Annotated in this window: 13 protein-coding genes; 3 read left to right on the plus strand and 10 right to left on the minus strand. The window is 73.6% G+C overall.

Translation table 11 applies throughout. From position 1 onward, the window contains the following. Window positions 1-62 precede the first annotated feature (62 nt). Entirely contained in the window at window positions 63-632 is a 570-nt protein-coding gene (locus ACK586_RS08760) for a TetR/AcrR family transcriptional regulator (RefSeq protein WP_409330083.1), read from the plus strand. Here the strand turns inward: ACK586_RS08760 and ACK586_RS08765 are convergent. Both ACK586_RS08765 and ACK586_RS08770 read right to left on the minus strand, forming a co-directional pair. Continuing rightward, complete coding sequence (locus ACK586_RS08765; RefSeq protein WP_409330084.1) at window positions 604-2,043, minus strand: diguanylate cyclase domain-containing protein; 1,440 nt, start codon at window positions 2,041-2,043, stop codon at window positions 604-606. The two genes, ACK586_RS08760 and ACK586_RS08765, sit on opposite strands and share 29 nt — an antisense overlap. A 91-nt stretch (window positions 2,044-2,134) precedes the next feature. Then, entirely contained in the window at window positions 2,135-3,394 is a 1,260-nt protein-coding gene (locus ACK586_RS08770) for an Nramp family divalent metal transporter (RefSeq protein ID WP_409330085.1), read from the minus strand. 47 nt (window positions 3,395-3,441) lie between these two features. On the opposite strand from ACK586_RS08770, the gene ACK586_RS08775 reads away from it, so the two are divergent. Then, window positions 3,442-4,161: a methyltransferase domain-containing protein gene (locus tag ACK586_RS08775; protein WP_409330086.1), complete on the plus strand. Its 720-nt coding sequence runs from the start codon at window positions 3,442-3,444 to the stop codon at window positions 4,159-4,161. 57 nt (window positions 4,162-4,218) lie between these two features. Here ACK586_RS08775 and ACK586_RS08780 read toward each other — a convergent pair whose 3' ends face one another. The 8 genes from ACK586_RS08780 to ACK586_RS08815 form a co-directional block, all read right to left on the minus strand. Further along, entirely contained in the window at window positions 4,219-4,920 is a 702-nt protein-coding gene (locus tag ACK586_RS08780; RefSeq protein ID WP_409330087.1) for an iron-sulfur cluster assembly protein, read from the minus strand. Then, window positions 4,917-5,990: an amidohydrolase family protein gene (locus ACK586_RS08785; RefSeq protein WP_409330088.1), complete on the minus strand. Its 1,074-nt coding sequence runs from the start codon at window positions 5,988-5,990 to the stop codon at window positions 4,917-4,919. The genes ACK586_RS08780 and ACK586_RS08785 overlap by 4 nt, the downstream gene beginning before the upstream one ends. A 64-nt stretch (window positions 5,991-6,054) precedes the next feature. Beyond that, on the minus strand, window positions 6,055-7,080 hold the full coding sequence (locus ACK586_RS08790; protein ID WP_409330089.1) for an NAD(P)-dependent alcohol dehydrogenase: 1,026 nt from the start codon (window positions 7,078-7,080) through the stop codon (window positions 6,055-6,057). A gap of 158 nt (window positions 7,081-7,238) precedes the next feature. Beyond that, window positions 7,239-8,924 carry a chaperonin GroEL gene (gene groL / locus ACK586_RS08795; RefSeq protein WP_409330090.1) on the minus strand — a complete coding sequence of 562 codons (1,686 nt, stop codon included), beginning with the start codon at window positions 8,922-8,924 and terminating at the stop codon, window positions 7,239-7,241. A 126-nt stretch (window positions 8,925-9,050) separates the two neighbouring features. Beyond that, window positions 9,051-9,434 (minus strand): propane 2-monooxygenase effector subunit MimD, encoded by a 384-nt coding sequence (gene mimD, locus ACK586_RS08800; protein ID WP_409330091.1) that lies wholly within the window; start codon window positions 9,432-9,434, stop codon window positions 9,051-9,053. After that, window positions 9,431-10,651, minus strand: coding sequence for a ferritin family protein (locus ACK586_RS08805; protein WP_409330092.1), 1,221 nt, complete (start codon window positions 10,649-10,651; stop codon window positions 9,431-9,433). The genes mimD and ACK586_RS08805 overlap by 4 nt, the downstream gene beginning before the upstream one ends. Before the next feature lie 23 nt (window positions 10,652-10,674). Continuing rightward, window positions 10,675-11,718, minus strand: coding sequence for an FAD-binding oxidoreductase (locus ACK586_RS08810; protein ID WP_409330093.1), 1,044 nt, complete (start codon window positions 11,716-11,718; stop codon window positions 10,675-10,677). 124 nt (window positions 11,719-11,842) lie between these two features. Beyond that, entirely contained in the window at window positions 11,843-13,495 is a 1,653-nt protein-coding gene (locus ACK586_RS08815) for a ferritin family protein (protein ID WP_409330094.1), read from the minus strand. Between the two features lie 358 nt (window positions 13,496-13,853). Between ACK586_RS08815 and ACK586_RS08820 the strand changes: the two genes are divergently transcribed. Then, window positions 13,854-15,731: a sigma-54-dependent Fis family transcriptional regulator gene (locus ACK586_RS08820; RefSeq protein WP_409330095.1), complete on the plus strand. Its 1,878-nt coding sequence runs from the start codon at window positions 13,854-13,856 to the stop codon at window positions 15,729-15,731. Window positions 15,732-15,736: the final 5 nt, after the last annotated feature.

A 15,736-nucleotide genomic window follows, 5' to 3' on the forward strand; every position in this document is an offset into this window, starting at 1 on the left:
ACCTCCTCAACGGGTGTTAATCAACGGTAGCGCCGTCCCTTAACGCCTGTAAAGTGCCGTCCGTGACGAGGACGCCGGGTCAGCTGCGCGGCGAGCTCGTGCGCGCGGCGGCCGCCCTGCTGGAGCGCACCGGCGCGATCGAGGCGGTCACCCTGCGGGCGGTGGCCCGGGAGGCCGGGGTCAGCGCGCCGGCCGTCTACGGGCACTTCGCCGACCTGGAGGCGCTGCTCGACGCCGTCGTCGACGAGGGCTTCGACCGGCTCGCCGCCGCGATCGCGGAGGCCGTCGCGCCGCTGGCCGACCCGGGGGAGCGGCTGGTGGCCGGCTGCCGGGCGTACGTGGACACCGGGCTGGCCGCGCCCGCCCGCTACCGGGCGATGTTCGGGCCGCGCCGGGCCCGCGGCACCGAGGCCTTCGGCCTGCTCGTGGACGGCGTCCGTGCCTGCGTGGCCGCCGGGCGCTCGGACAGCACCGACCCGGCCGCGGACGCCGGGCTGCTGTGGACGGCGCTGCACGGCCTGGTGACCCTGCGCGCCGCCGCGCCCGACGCCGCCCCGGACCTCGACGGCCAGGTGCGCGCGCTGGCGGCCAGGCTGGCCGGGGTCAGCGGGATCGGCGACGGGAGCGCTTGACCGCGTACATCGCCTCGTCGGCGCGGCGGAGCAGCGACTCGGCGGTGTCGGTGGGCCGGGACAGCGCGGTGCCGCAACTGGCCCGCACCCCGTGCTCCCCGGCGGCCAGCGCGGTCTCCATGCGGGCGACCAGGTCCGCGGCGTCGCCGGCGGTCCCGATGCCCGAGCAGACGACGACGAACTCGTCGCCGCCGATCCGGCCCACGGTGTCCTCCGGTCGCACCGCCGAGCGCAGTGCCCGGGCGGTGTGCAGCAGCGCGGCGTCCCCGGCGGCGTGGCCGGCGGCGTCGTTGATCGCCTTGAAGCCGTCGAGGTCGCAGTAGACGACCACGGCCGGGCGGCGCTCGCGGCGCTGGGCGCGCAGGGCCTGGTCCAGGCGGTCCAGCACGAGCGCGCGGTTCGGCAGGCCGGTCAGCGGGTCGTGCAGCGCCGCGTCGCGCAGGCGCTGCTCCAGGGCCCGCTGCTCGGTGATGTCGCGGACGGTGACGACGGCGCCGAGGACGCTGCCGTCGACGTCCCGGATCGGCTCCCCGGTGGCCAGGGTCACCCGGCGCGGGCCACCCGGCGGCCCGGCGACCAGCTCGACGTCGCGCACCGGCTCGCCGGCGACCGCGCGCACCAGCGGCGCCTGCGCGGGATCCAGCGGGGTGACGCCGTCGGCCAGGTAGAGGTCCTCCAGCAGCGGCGCGTCGGCCAGCCGCTCGCCGTCCCAGCGCGGCCCGGCCCACCGGGTGACGACGCGGTTGGCCCTCGTGGGCGTGCCGCTCGCGTCGGAGGCGATGACGCCCACCGGCAGCGCGTCGAACAGCGCCCGGTCGAAGGCGCGGGCCTCGTCCGCGGCGCGGGCCAGCGCGACGGCGTCACGGGCGGCCCGGTGGCGGTCGACCAGGGCGAGCGCGACCTCGGCGAGGTCGGCCAACCGGTCCACCTGCCCGGGAGCCAGCACCCGCACGCCCTCGTCCCAGGCGCAGATGGTCCCGATGACGTCGCCGTCAGCGGTGCGCATCGGTGCGCTGGCGTAGAAGCGCAACCGGGCGATCCGGCCGTCCACGAAGGGGTTGTCCGCGTAGTCGGGGTCCGCACCGAGGTCGGCGGCCCAGAACACGCCGGGGCGGGCCGAGGTGCGGGCGCACAGCGACTCCACCCGCGGCACCCGGCGCGGCTCGGTGCGCAGGCCGAGGAGGGTCACCTGCTGGTCGTCGTCGAGGAGGTTGACCGCCGCGTGCTCCGCGCCGGTCACCGCCGCGGCCAGGCGGAGCACGGCGAGCAGCTCGGCCTGGTCCGGCGCCGGGCCGGAGCCGACCTCGCGCAGGGCCGCGCGCTGCACCTCGGAGCCGGTGGCGGGCGGTCGCAGGGTGGCGGTCACGTCGTCCTCGTCCTGGTCGTGGTCCTCGTCGGCGGCGGGGGGCACGAGGGACAACGGCGGCGCGGCCCGCGGGCTGGACCCGCCGTCCCCCGTCCGGGGGAGCGCGGCGCCTCCCCGGAGGGCTCGCCGGGGAGGGTCAGAACAGCAGCACCAGCAGGACGGCGTTGAAGGCGATGATCACCGCGGCCACCACGGCGGCGAGCGCGGTCGTGCGGGGCCGGTTGACCAGGTCCCCCATGATCGGGCGGCGGGCGGTGAGCAGCAGCAGCGGCACGAGCGCGAACGGGATGCCGAACGACAGCACGACCTGCGAGATCACCAGCGCCGTCGTCGGGTCCACGCCGATCCCCAGGACCACCAGGGCCGGGGCCAGGGTCAGCGCGCGGCGCAGCAGCAGCGGGATCCGGCGCCGGATGAAGCCCTGCATGACCACCTGGCCGGCGAAGGTGCCCACCCCCGCGGAGGCGAAGCCGGAGGCCAGCAGCGCCAGCGCGAACAGCAGCGCCGCCGACTCGTCCAGCGTCAGGGCGATGCCGGCGTGCGCCCCGGCGAGGGTGTCGGTCCCGGGCACCGAGCCCCCGGCGAACAGCGCCGCCGCGATGATCAGCATGGCGGCGTTGACCAGCCCGGCCAGCCCCATGGCGACCATCACGTCGGCCCGCTGGACGCGCAGCGCCGCCCGCCGCTGCTGGGCCGAGGCCAGCTCCACCCCGTGCGGGATCAGCGCGGAGTGCAGGTAGATCGCGTGCGGCATCACCGTGGCGCCCAGGATGCCCGTGGCCAGCACCAGGCTCTCGGCGCCGTCGAAGCGGGGCACCAGCCCGGACGCGGCGGCCGCCGGGTCGACCGGCGCGCGCAGCAGCATGACGAGGAAGCCGATCAGGATGACGGCGAACAGGCCGGTGATGGCGGCCTGGAACCGGCGCTCGCCGCGGCCCTGCAGCGCCAGCAGCCCGAACGCCACCGCGCCGGTGATCAGCCCGCCGGTGAGCAGCGGGATGTCGAACAGCAGGTTGAGCGCGATCGCCCCACCGATCACCTCGGCCAGGTCGGTGGCCATCGCGACCAGCTCGGCCTGCACCCACAGGCCCCGCGTCACGGGGCGGCGGAAGTGCGTGCGGCACGCCTCGGGCAGGTTCATGCCGGTGGCCAGCCCGAGCTTGGCCGAGAGGCTCTGGACGAACATGGCCATGACGTTCGCGGCCACGATCACCCACAGCAGCAGGTAGCCGAACGACGCGCCCCCGGCCACGTTGGTCGCGAAGTTGCCGGGGTCGACGTAGGCGATCGCCGCCACGAAGGCGGGGCCGAACAGCGCGAGGCGCAGCGACCGCGGGGGCCGGTCGCCCCCGGTCGGCAGCAGGGCGACCGGCGTCCGCAGGCCGGCGCGGAACATCAGCGGCCGCCCGGTCCGGCGGCCGCGCCGCCGATACGCTCGCCCGGGTGAGCGACGCGGGCCCGCGGGGATGGGGCGCCCCGCTGTACGCCGCCGTGCTCGACGCGACCGGGGTGTCCGCCGGGACGGTGCTGCTGGACGTCGGCTGCGGGACGGGCGACCTCGCCCGGGCGGCCGTCGCCCGCGGCGCGCGGGTGACCGGCATCGACGTCGACCCCGCGGCCGTGGCGGTCGCGGCCGCCGCGGTGCCCGGAGCCGCCTTCGCCGTCGGGGACGCCCGGACCCCGCCGCCGGGACCGTTCGACGTGGTCGCCGCCGTGCAGCTGCTCGGGCACGTGGCCGATCCGCAGGCGGTGCTCGCCGCGGCCGGCGCCGCCGGTGCGGTGGTCGCGGCCACCGTGTGGGGGCGGGAGGACGAGTGCGACGTCCGCCTCTTCGGCGAGGCGCTGGCCCCCTGGCTGCCGCCGCGGCGGGCGCCGGCCGTCCCGCCGCCGGTCGAGGAGCCGGCCCGGCTGCGGGCGCTCGCCGAGGGCGCCGGCCTGGTGGTCGAGCGCCTCGACGAGGTGCGCTGCCCGTTCGACTACGCCGACGACGACGAGCTCCTCGGCCCGCTGCTCGGCTCGGCCCTCGGCCGGGCGGCCGCGCGCCGCGCCGGGCCGGCCGCGGTGGCCGCCGCGGTGCGGCAGCGGCTGGCCGGGCACCGGACCGCCGCCGGCGGCTACCGGCTGCACAACGTGTTCCGGCTGCTGGTGGCGCGCCCGGTCTGAGCGGGGGGACGGGGTCATGCGTCGGTACCTCCCGCGCCGACGGTCGGGCCGGTGGGATCACCCGGTGCCGGCGCCGCCGTACCGGGTGGCGAGGAAGCTGCGGCACATGCCCCCGTTGGCCTCGATCCCGAGCCGGGTGAGGCGGGCCCGGCGCAGGTGGAGCGGGACCTGCGCCGGGTCGACCGGGCTGCCGTCGGGGTGCACCAGCAGCGGGTCGTCGTCGCCGGCGGGCAACCCCAGCGCCGCCCGGCGGGCGCGGAGCCGGTCGAGCTCCACCGACGCCGGGCAGCTGCCCAGGGTGAGCGCCACCAGCTCTGCCGGTCCGGCCCCGGCGTCCACCAGGGGCCGGGCGACCCGGTCCTGGCCGGCCACCACCGCCTTCTCCAGGAAGTAGCGCCGCAGCTGGTCGAGCTCGGCGTCGGCCTCGCCCGCGAACGTCTGCACGAACCCGGCGTGCGCGGCGACCCCCAGGTTGATCTCGCCCGAGGCGTGGTGGCCCTCGAGCGAGATCTCCGCGCGCGTCACCCCGTCGACCGCCGACACCGCGTCGTAGGCGTCGGCGACCATCAGGAACGAGAAGTTCGGCGCGCAGAAGAACGTGGGCAGCCGCAGCCGCACGGTGGCGACCCCGTCGCCGGAGACGGTGCAGGAGGCCACGAAGTCGAGATCGGTGATCGGCTCGTCGAGCTCCGGGTCCAGCACCGTCCCCAGCGCCTGCCGGACGGCGTCCTCCAGCGCGCCGGGGCCGGCTGCGGTCACGCCTGCCCCGCGGGCACGCTCTCCTCGGCGAGCTGCTCGCCGGGCCGCTCCTGCGGGATGGCCGGCTCCTCGGGCAGCCGGCACTCGGCCGGCACCTCGATGCCGTACAGCTTGGCGGCGTTGAGGCCGAGGATCTTCTTCTTCGACGCGGTGGTCAGCCGCGGGTAGTCGCTGAACGCCTCGTCGTCGGGCATCTGCCAGTCGACGAGACCCTCGACCTGCCACTTCGGCGTCCAGATGTTGTAGTCGCTGCCGAAGGTCATCCGGTCCTCGCCGACCCAGAACAGCAGCTCGCCCATCACCTTGGCGAAGAACTTGGGCCGGGCGTGCATGAGCGCGCCGATCACGACCGAGCAGCCGGCGTAGACGTTGGGCTCCTGCACCGCCATGTAGGCGAAGTCGTCGATCCGCGGGATGCCGGCGTGCTCGATGATGAAGTTCAGGTCCGGGAAGTCGGTGGCGGCCTGGTCGACGTCGTCCATGGAGAACGCGTCCTTGTTCAGCGGCCAGATCGTCGGGCCCTTGTGCGCGTGGATGTTCCGGATCCCCAGCTCCCGGCACTTCTCCAGGAACCGGTAGGACTCCCGGTCGGTCAGCTTCCACCCGCGGGAGCCGTTCTCGTGCCACTCGGCGGTGTAGAGCTTGACCCCCTTGAGGTTCCAGCGCTGGGCGTCCTCCTCGAGCTGCCGCAGGCCCTCGTCACCGTCGCGGGGGTCCCAGCGGCCGTTGACGATGAACTTGTCGGGGTGCTTCTCGATCAGCGCGCCGTTCTGCTCGACGGTGTTGAAGCCGTTCGCGTACCAGTACTTGAGGTAGGTCGACTGGAAGATGGCCTTGTCGACGTGGCCTTCCTCGAAGACGTCGCGCATCAGGTCGTCCTCGGAGACCTTGAGGTACTTGTACCAGTCCCAGTGCGTGTCCTCGGGCGCCAGCTTGTGGTAGCCGTAGAAGCAGTCGATCCAGCCCTTGGCCAGGTCCTCCCGGCCCGGGACCCAGTTCTCCCGGCTGGCGTCCCAGAAGTGCATGTGGCTGTCGACGACGAAGTACTTCTCCCCGTCCTTCTCGTACATGAGCGGGCACCTCTCCCGTGGTCGCGCGGATGGGTCCGGGTGGTGGATCGGCCGTCGGGAGCGGTCAGGGCACGAGGATCGCCCGACCGCGCACCATGCCGGCGTCGAGGTCGTGCAGCGCCTGGACGGCCTGCTCCAGCGGGTACTTCTGGGTGTGCAGCGTGACCCGGCCGGCCTGGGCCAGGACCATGAGCTCGGCCAGGTCGGTGTAGGTCCCGACGATGTTGCCGACGACGTTCTTCTCCCCGGCGACGAAGTCCAGCGTGGGGATGCGCAGCTCCCCGCCGTATCCGATGACGAACAGCGAGCCGCCCGGTCCGGTCATCTGCCAGGCGTCGTTCTCCGCCCCCTGCTCGGCGACGAAGTCGAGCACCACCGTCGCGCCGCCGCCGGTGAGGTCCTGCACGGCGGCGACCTGCCCGCCGTCGGCGACCACCGTCTCGTCGGCGCCGATCTCGCCGGCCAGCCGCAGCGCGTCGGGGTTGCGGTCCACGACGACCACGCGCGCCGCGGTCAGCGCATTGAGGCACTGGATGCCGATGTGCCCGAGCCCCCCGGCGCCCTGCACGACGGCGGTGGTCCCCGGGGGGAGCAGCGGGGCGGCCTTGCGGACGGCGTGGTAGGCGGTGATCCCGGCGTCGGCGAGCGCCGCGACGTCCGCCGGCTGGGTGGAGGGGTCGAGCTTCACGCACGCCCGGGCGGTGGTCCGCAGGTACTCGGCCATTCCGCCGTCGTTGTCCGACAGGCCGGGGAAGAAGGCGTTCGTGCAGTGCATGTCGTCGCCACGGCGGCAGGCCAGGCACAGCCCGCAGCCGGGCTGGGGGTGCAGGATCACCGTGTCGCCGACGGCGACGTTGGTGACCCCCTCGCCCACCTCGTGCACCCAGCCGGCGTTCTCGTGCCCGATCACGTACGGCAGCCGGGGGTGCTGGATGGCGTCCCACTGCCCCTCGATGATGTGCAGGTCGGTGCGGCAGACCCCGGCGCCGCCGATCTTCACGATGACGTCGAGCGGGCCCTGCAGCTTGGGCTCGGCGACGTCGTCGACGCTCGGGTCGGCGTGGTACGCGTGGACGCGGACAGCTCGCATGCCGGGGCCTCCTCGCTGAGGCGTGGGTGCGGGACCTGCTCGATTCGGAACCTATGCAGCGGCCGCCGCGGCGGGTGTCTCAATCTGAGACACCCCCGCGGCCCCCGTTCAGGAGCTCGTCCCGGGCGTGCGGGGGACGAGGAGAACGGGGTCCTCCTTCAGCCGACCGTCGGGCCCAGGCCCAGGGACTGCGGTGTGCTCGAGTCGGGCGAGGGCTGCGGGAGCCCCTCGTCGAGCGGGCCGAACTCGGTCATCAGCGCCTTGTTCCAGGGCGTGACCTCCTCGGCGACCAGCGAGTCGGTGGTGAGCACCAGGCCGGCCACCGATGCGCCGTTCTGCAGGGCGGACCGGACCACGCGCAGCGGGTCGATCACGCCGAGCGCGATCATGTCCCCGAAGCGGCCCTCCAGGGCGTCGAACCCCTCGTCCACGGCCATGGTCGTGACCTGCTTGACCACCTCCTCGCCGTCGTGCCCGGCGTTGGCCGCGATGAGGTGGGCGGGCTCGGGTAGCGCGGCGCGCACGATCTCCACCCCGATGCGGTAGTCGCCCTGCACGTCGAGGGTGTCCAGCGCCGGCTCGGCGTGCAGCAGCGCGGCCCCGCCGCCGGCGACGATCCCCTCGGCCATGGCGGCCCGCGTGGCCTGGAGCGAGTCGTCGACCCGGTGCCGGATCTCCTTGGCCTCGGCGTTGGTCGGCGCCCCGACCCGGATGACCGCCGCCTTGCCCGACAGCCGGGCGATCCGCTCGGACAGGAAGTCCTCGTCGGTGCCGATGGTCGCCCGCTCCAGCTCCGCCCGCAGCTGCGTCAGCCGCAGCTCGCGGGCGGTCTCGTCCCCGGCGCCGCCGATGATCGTCGTCTGGTCGCCGGTCACCCGGACCTGGGCGGCGCGGCCGAGGTGGGCGGTGGTCATCTGCTCGAGACCGAACGAGGACTCCCGGGAGTGCACCCGCCCGCCGGTGAGCGCGGCGATGTCCTCGAGCAGGTGGATCCGCTTGCTGCCGAAGCCGGGCGCCTGGACCGCGACGCACCGGAACAGCCCGTTGACGTGGTTGTGCACGAGCATCTGCAGCGCGGTGCCCTCCACCGCCTCGGCGATGATCACCAACGGGCGCGGCTCGCGCATGATGCTGTCCAGCACCGGCATGAGCTGCTGCACCCCGGTGATCTTGTGCGCGGTCAGCAGCACGTAGGCGTCCTCCAGGACGGCCTCCAGCCGGCCCGGGTCGGTCACCATGTACGGCGAGACGTAGCCGTTGTCGAACTCGAAGTCCTCGACGAAGTCGACGCCGATGCCGAGCACGGAGGAGTCCTCGACCGTGACGACGCCGGCCTCGCCCACCGTGTGCAGCGCCCGCGCGACGACGTCGCCGATCACCGGGTCGTCGTTGGCCGAGATCGCCGCCACCCGGCGGAAGTCGTCCTCGGTCTCCATGGGGTGGGCGACGCCGGCCAGGTGCTCGACCACGCGGCCGACGGCCAGGTCCACGCCCCGCTTCACCAGCACCGGGTTGCCGCCGTTGGCGATCGCGGCCATGCCCTGCTGCACGATCGCCTCGGCGAGCACGATCGCCGTCGTCGTCCCGTCGCCGACGGTGTCGTTGGTCTTGATCGCCGCTTCCTTGACCAGCTGCGCGCCCATGTCCTCGAACGGGTTCTTGAGGTGGATCTCGCGGGCGATCGTCACCCCGTCGTTGGTCACCTCCGGTGACCCGGTGAGGCGTTCGAGCACGACGTTGCGGCCCTTGGGGCCCAGGGTCGTCTTGACGGCGGCGGCGAGCTGCTCGACGCCGACCTGCAGCAGCCGGCGCGCGTCGGCGCCGAACCGCAGTTCCTTGGCCATGGGGTCTCCTGGATCCACGGGGGCGGTCACGTGCGCGGGGTGGACCGGCCGGGCGGGTCCGCCGGGCCGAGGGGACGCCGGCCGCCGGGCGGGGTCGGGACCCGTCCGGCGGCCGGCGGTGGTGGGTCAGCCGGAGGTGGACCGGTCGGCGGGGACCAGGTCGAAGCCGAGGTACTCGGCGGCGTCCTCCGGGTTGGCGAACATGATCGTGCGGGTGTCCTCGTGGACCATCCGCCCGTAGTGGGTCGACATGCTCTCCTCGAGGTCGGCCGAGGTGAACGAGCCCGGCTCCTCGCCGAGCGCCTCGGCGAGCTCGTCGTAGTCGAAGACCACCTGGTGCTCGGCGTCCACCCGGATCATCGAGGGCAGGTAGGTGATCCGGACCCCGGGCTTGTCCTTCATCACCTCGGCGATGACGTGCCCCACCTGGTCGTTCATGAGGGTGATGCCGCACAGGTTGGACGACGTCTTGTTGACGGCGCCGAAGGCGGGCGTTGCCGTGGTGGTCACTGGGCCAGCTCCTTCGGGGTGGGGAGGCCGAGGTCGGACAGGATCCCGGCGAAGCGGTTCTTGGCACGGTCGAGGGCGTCCTCGAACCGCGGCGGCAGGCCGTCGGGCTGGGACCACAGCGGCTGCAGGGTGCGGGCGGCGCCCAGGCAGCGGGGGACCCAGTGCGCCAGCCAGCCCTCCATCAGCTGCCGGTTGTGGTCGGCGAACTCGCGGTCGTGCACGAGGGGACCGAAGCAGGCCAGGCTCCAGCGCAGGTCGCGCTGCGCGTAGTCGTACTCGCCGGCCCCGACGACCGTGGGGGTGACGAAGTCGCCGTTGCGCGGGGCCGCGTGCATGACCAGGCCGCTGCGGAAGAGCTCGCCGACCAGCGGCTCGAACACGATGTTCGCGGCGAACATCGCCTCGCCCCAGTCGTCCTGGACCGCCGCCAGGGCCTCGGTGACCTCGTGCACGCCCTGCCACTCCGTGTCGGAGTTCCACGCCTCGAGGTGGGCGGTGCCGTCGAAGCCCTCGATCTCCTCGGTGAGGGTCAGGTTGTAGAGCGCGAGGTCCTGGGCGAACCGGATCTTGTGCGCGCTGTTCACCGCCATCACGGTGTTGTGCATGTTCGTCGGGCCCGAGCGCTCGTTCGCGGCGAACACGTAGAGGCCGAGGATGTGCTCGACGTGCATCCAGGCACCGACGCTGCGCTCGACGAAGGTCACCCAGTTGCGGGTCCACTGGTCGAAGGCCTTGGCGTTGCGGGCGTTCTCGACGTTCTGGTTGACCTGCCGGACGACGTTGGCGTTGTACCGGTAGATCGTCTGCTCCCACTCCTCGTTGGGGTCGCGGAACTCGTGCCAGCCGTGCGCCGGCCAGCTCAGCCCCTTGCCGCCGCCCCCGGTCCCCACGCCGCGCACCGGCGGCGGGTCGTCGACGCCCCAGGCCTTGAGCTTCGTCCAGCCGAGGGGGTAGCCGCCCACGCCGTCGGCGAAGCCGTAGATCCAGCCCTGCGACAGGTAGTGCCTCGGGTCGGGCTGCACCTCGACCGTGACGTCCTCGTAGTGCGACTGCTTGCGCTTGGCCGGGACGTAGTAGTTGTACCGGCGGGCGCCGGTCCCCGAGTCGGGGAACTCCCGGGCACCGGCCTCGGCGTCGGTGAAGGCCGGCCTGGGCACGCTGCGCGCGGGGCGCTCGGCGGGGCGTTGCTCGGCGGGGCGTTCGGTGGTGGCGGTCATGGTCAGTCGCTGTCCTTCCGCAGTCAGCCTTCCGGCTCGCCGGTGGTGGTGAACTTGTCGTAGAAGATGTGGTCCTCGCGGACCCCCAGCCGGGGCAGCGTCACGAGCGCCGCCTCGACCATCGGTGGGGGCCCGCAGACGTAGGCCTCGGCCCGGGCCAGTGCGGTCTCCCGGCGCGCGACCACGTCGGTCACCAGCCCGGTCTCCCCCTGCCAGTCGTCGTCCGGCAACGGTTCCGACAGCGCCGGGACGAACGTCAGGCCGGGCAGCTTGTCCTGCAGCGCGGCGATCTCGTCCTCGAAGCAGAGGTCCCTGCGGCTGCGCGCCCCGTAGTAGAAGGTGACCGGGCGGTCCAGGCCCCGCTCGGCCATCGAGCGCAGCAGGGACAGCAGCGGCGCGATGCCGGCGCCGCCGCCGACGAAGAGCAGGCCGGCCGAGCTGCTCTCCCGGAGGCGGAAGGCGCCGAAGGGCGCCTCCACCTCCAGCCGGTCACCGATCCGCAGGCGGTGGGCCAGGTGCTCGGAGAACAGCCCACCGGGGTAGACCTTGACGACGAACTCGAAGACGCCGTCGCGGCCCGGGGTGTTGGCCATCGAGAACGACCGGGTCTGGTCGGTGCCGGGGACCCGGAAGTCCATGTACTGGCCGGGGAAGAACTTGATCTCCTCGGGCTCGACGAGCCGCACCGCGAGGTGCCGCATGTCGTGGGTGACCGGGTCGTTGGCGACGACCTCCACGACGCCCCTCCGCAGCGGCAGCCCCGAGGCGATCATCTCCTCGTCGTAGTTGAGGAGCTCGATCACCAGGTCCTCGTAGGCGTGCAGCCGGCACAGGAGCGTCTGTCCCTCCTCTCTCTCGAAGTCCGGGAGCGCGAAGGTGGAGTAGCTGTCCAGCTCGACGTCCTCCCCCTCCAGCAGGAAGGACTTGCAGGAGGCGCACTGTCCCTCCTTGCAGCCGTGCATGAGCGAGACGCCCTGCTCGGCGGCGGCCCGCAGGACCGTCTGGTCGGAGTCGACCTCGATCTCGATGCCGACCGGCTCGAACCGGACGACGTGCTTGTCCCCCACGGCCACTCCCTCGGTCGTCGGCAGCGGGTCGAGCGGCCGGCCCGCCCCCCGGTGGCGGGAGGCGGGGCGGCACGGGCGGGGGAGGGTCGGGCGGGCCCGGCCCTCCCCCTCGCCTGACCCGCGCTCAGGCGTTCTGCGGAGCCGGCCGGCCCGCCGGGCCCTGCCGGTTGTAGTCCGCCACGTACGCGGCGCGCTGCTCGTCGGTCATCTCGTTGAGCAGCACGTTCGGGCTCAGCAGCGGTCCCATGCGGCGCAGGTGGTCCAGCGTCCACATCTTCTTCGGGTCCAGGTCGAGGTGCGGCTGGGCGGTCATGGTCTTCCCGTCGTCGCGCACGAAGCCCATGTCCTCGACCACGTCGGCCCAGTTCCAGCCGTGGTACAGCGTCTCCCACTCGCGGTGCCCGATCAGCCGGCCCATGTTCGGCGTCTCCCGGCCCTGGTAGGTCGGCTGGAAGGCCTCGACGTGGGTCCACCGGCACGTCTCGCTGCAGTACGTGTAGTGGTGGCCGTCGACCTCGGCGGTGCACATGTCCTCACGGATGAGGCAGGGGACCATGCACACCCAGCAGCGCTGCGGGTACACGTAGTCGACGTCCTCGGCGACGATCGGGTGGTGACCGTTCGGCGTCGACAGCCGTGAGTAGTTCTCCCACCACTTCCCGTACTTGTCGTACCAGCCCGGGTACTTGTGCTCGAACCACTCGAAGTCCTCGTCGGTCATCGGGTCGATCCGCCAGTAGTTCGCCAGCCAGCCGGTGGCGAAGAACTGGGCGACCTCGTGGACGTAGCCCTTGTTCCAGATCCGGTTCCAGGCCTCCTCCACCAGGTCGTGCGGCACGGTCAGGCCGTACTTCTCGAGCGGGACGAGGTAGCTGCGGTAGTAGTCGTCGTAGATCCACCGCCGCCACATCTCGGCGTAGGACTCGCGGTCCTTGCGGCGGTCCTTCGTGCCGTACTCGATGAAGGTGCCGATGGCGGCGTCCACCACCGCGTGGTTGTTCCACCAGGCGTAGCGCAGGTCGCGCTCGAGCAGCTGCCGGTTGCCCTCGTCGGACAGCGCCATCAGCAGCGTCGCGTAACCGTTGGAGATGTGCCGCGACTCGTCGGACTGCACCGAGTGGAACACCGTGGGCAGCAGGTAGTCGCCGTTGGCCGCCGCCTCGGCCGGCATCGCCACGAACAGCGTGTTGGTGAACGCCGTCTCCGCCACGATGGTCAGGTAGATGCTCGCCGCGGTGATGGCGTCCCCGGTGATGAACCCCTCGGCGAACTGGCGGCCGATGGTGCCGCAGTAGTCGTTGTGGAAGTTCCGCAGGCTGTTGTTGAAGCCGGCCGGGTCGATGTAGTTGTTCATGTACAGGCGCTTGAGGTTCTGCTGGATCGTCGAGTGCCGGACCTCGTCGATCATCTGGATCGCCTGACCGTTGTGCAGTTCCGGGTTCGGCACGACGTGGAACAGCATCGGCATCGACCGGGCCGCCGAGATCTCCGGCAGCGGGATGATCGACAGGAACAGCTTCTGCCACTCCAGCCAGCGCTCCTGCACCTGGCGGAACATGTTGCCGCGGATCGCGCCGTCCTGGGCGCCGTACACGCGGTTGTCCTTCTCCTCCTCCATCGGGAAGTACGACCGGAGGACCTGCTTGAGCGGGTCCTTCTTCTGCGCCTTCTGGAAGGTGTAGTCGGTGCCGTACTTCATGTAGGGCTCGTGGTACTGCGGCTCCCAGGCGAGTTCCTGGATCTTCTGGTGCGCCTTGGCCAGGCTCTGCCGACTCACGTCGTCTCCTCGCGGTCGTGGGTGGTCGGATGTGGCTCGGGAGGGCGGTGCCGCGGAAACGGCGTGGCCCCGGTCGGTCAGGTGCCGGTCGCCCGGTGCTGGTGGTCCGGTGCCGGTGGTCCGGTGCTCGGCCCCGGCGGCGCGGGTGCCGCGGTCGAGGGGTGCGCGAGGCCGTCCGGGTGGTGGGCCCGGTCGCCTCGTGCAGCGATTCCACCCGGTCGGCAACGGGACGGTGGTCTCAATATGAGACGTCGGTCACACTGGCTGTCCCTAGGGTGGGAACCCCAGGGACGGGCACCCGCGGCACGCGTGGCGGTTTCCCCCCGACCCGACTCCTCGAGCCCGAGGGAGGCAGGGCATGGCGGTGTCCGGGGACCTGAGCCCGCCCTCCGGCGGCCGCGGCCGCCGGCCCGTCCTGCGGACCGGCGAGCAGGGCGGGGCGGACGCCGGGGTCGCGCGGGCGCGGGCCTCGTTCCTCGACCGGGAGACGGTGGCCGGCGGCGAGGTCCGGGGGCCGATCCTCGCCTCGTGGGTCCGTTCGCGGACCTGGCGGGTCCGTCCCGACCGGCTGGAGCTGCCCTTCGAGCTGGACCTGCGCGAGCAGAGCCTGCTCACCCGCGCGGCGGGACCGGTCCTGGCCGACGTCGCCGACCTGTTCGCGGCCGAGCCGGTGAGCGTCATCCTGTGCGACGCCGACGGCGTGGTGCGCAGTCGGCTGACCGGCGACTCGGGCCTCGAGCAGCACCTGGACCGGATCTGGCTGGCCCCCGGCTTCAGCTACGCGGAGCGGTTCGTGGGCACCAACGGGATCGGGACGGCGCTGGAGGCCCGCGGTCCGGCCCACGTCTTCGGGCCCGAGCACTACGTGGAGCGCCTGGCGGAGCTGGCCTGCGCCGGTGTGCCCGTGCGGCACCCGGTGTCGGGCAAGGTGCTCGGCGTCCTCGACCTCACCTGCTGGCGCAGCGACGCCGGGCCGCTGCTCGTCGCCACCGCCGCCACCCTGGGCCGCCGGATCGAGCAGGCCCTGCTCGCCGAGGCGGGTCGCCGGGAGCTCGCCGTCCTCAACGGCTACCTGGTCGCCTGCCGGCGCAACCGGGGCGCGGTGCTCGCCGTGGGCGAGGACCTGCTGATGATGAACGACCGCGCCCGTGAGCTGCTGGACCCCGCCGAGCGGGAGGCCCTGCTGGCCGAGGCCGGCGAGGCCATGGCCGGGGGGCAGTGGCGGTCGCTCGTGGTCGACCTGCCCGGTGGGCGGGCGGCGCGGGTGACCTGCCGGCCGACGCTGGAGGACGGCGGGGTGGTCGGGGGCGTGCTGGACGTGGCGCTGCTCGACCCCGACCCCGCTGCCGCACCCCGACCGGCGGCGCGGGCCCGCCCGGTGGCCGGCCGGGTGGCCGTGGGCTCCGGGGCGGCCTGGTCCCGGTGCGTGCGGGCCGTCGAGCGCGCCGTCGACGTCGGGGAGTGGCTGGTCCTGGAGGGGGAGCCCGGCTCGGGCCGGCGCACGCTGGCCCGAGCCGCGCACGCGTCCCGGCCGGGCTCCGGCCGCCTCGTGGTGGTGGAGCCGGCCACCCCGCCGTCGCGCTGGCTCGCCGAGGTCGCCGAGGAGCTGGGCGCCGGGGCCGGGACCGTGGTCCTGGCCGACGTCGACAGGCTGCCGCCCGCCGCCCTCGCGCAGCTGTCCGACCTGCTCGAGCCCTACGGCGACCCGACCGATCCCGGCCGGCCGTGGGTGGCGGTCACCGTCCCCGCCCGGGGCGGTCAGGAGGCCCTGGAGACCGCCGGGCTCCTGCCGCGGTTCCCGCGCACCGTGCAGGTGCCGCCGCTGCGCCACCACCTGGAGGACGTGCCCGAGCTCGTGCCGCACCTGCTGCGCCGCCTCGCCGCGGGCACCCCGCCGACCTGCACGCCCGAGGTCCTCCGGGTCTTCACGCACAACCGGTGGCCGGGCAACGTCGCCCAGCTCGTGGAGGTGCTGCGCAAGGTGCTCGGCAGGCGGCGGGCCGGGGTGATCGAGCCGGCCGACCTGCCGCCGGAGTGCCGGACGCAGACCCGGCGGGTGCTCACGCCGCTGGAGAACCTGGAGTGCGACGCGATCGTCGAGGCCCTCCTGGACAGCCGTGGCAGCAAGGTGGAGGCGGCGCGCCGGCTCGCGATGTCGCGGGCCACGATCTACCGGAAGATCCGCGACTACGGCATCTCCGTGCCGGTCCCGGCCGGCTCGGCCCCGGGACGGTGACCGGC

The sequence above is a fragment of the Trujillonella humicola genome (genome assembly GCF_046233715.1).
Lineage (GTDB): Bacteria > Actinomycetota > Actinomycetes > Mycobacteriales > Geodermatophilaceae > Trujillonella > Trujillonella humicola.

Excerpts from the sequence above, each read along its gene's own strand:
- ACK586_RS08770 (WP_409330085.1), bottom strand. The coding sequence starts at position 3,394 with ATGTTCCGCGCCGGCCTGCGGACGCCGGTCGCCCTGCTGCCGACCGGG.
- ACK586_RS08785 (WP_409330088.1), bottom strand. The coding sequence starts at position 5,990 with ATGTACGAGAAGGACGGGGAGAAGTACTTCGTCGTCGACAGCCACATG.
- ACK586_RS08790 (WP_409330089.1), bottom strand. The coding sequence starts at position 7,080 with ATGCGAGCTGTCCGCGTCCACGCGTACCACGCCGACCCGAGCGTCGAC.
- groL (WP_409330090.1), bottom strand. The coding sequence starts at position 8,924 with ATGGCCAAGGAACTGCGGTTCGGCGCCGACGCGCGCCGGCTGCTGCAG.
- ACK586_RS08805 (WP_409330092.1), bottom strand. The coding sequence starts at position 10,651 with ATGACCGCCACCACCGAACGCCCCGCCGAGCAACGCCCCGCCGAGCGC.
- ACK586_RS08820 (WP_409330095.1), top strand. The coding sequence starts at position 13,854 with ATGGCGGTGTCCGGGGACCTGAGCCCGCCCTCCGGCGGCCGCGGCCGC.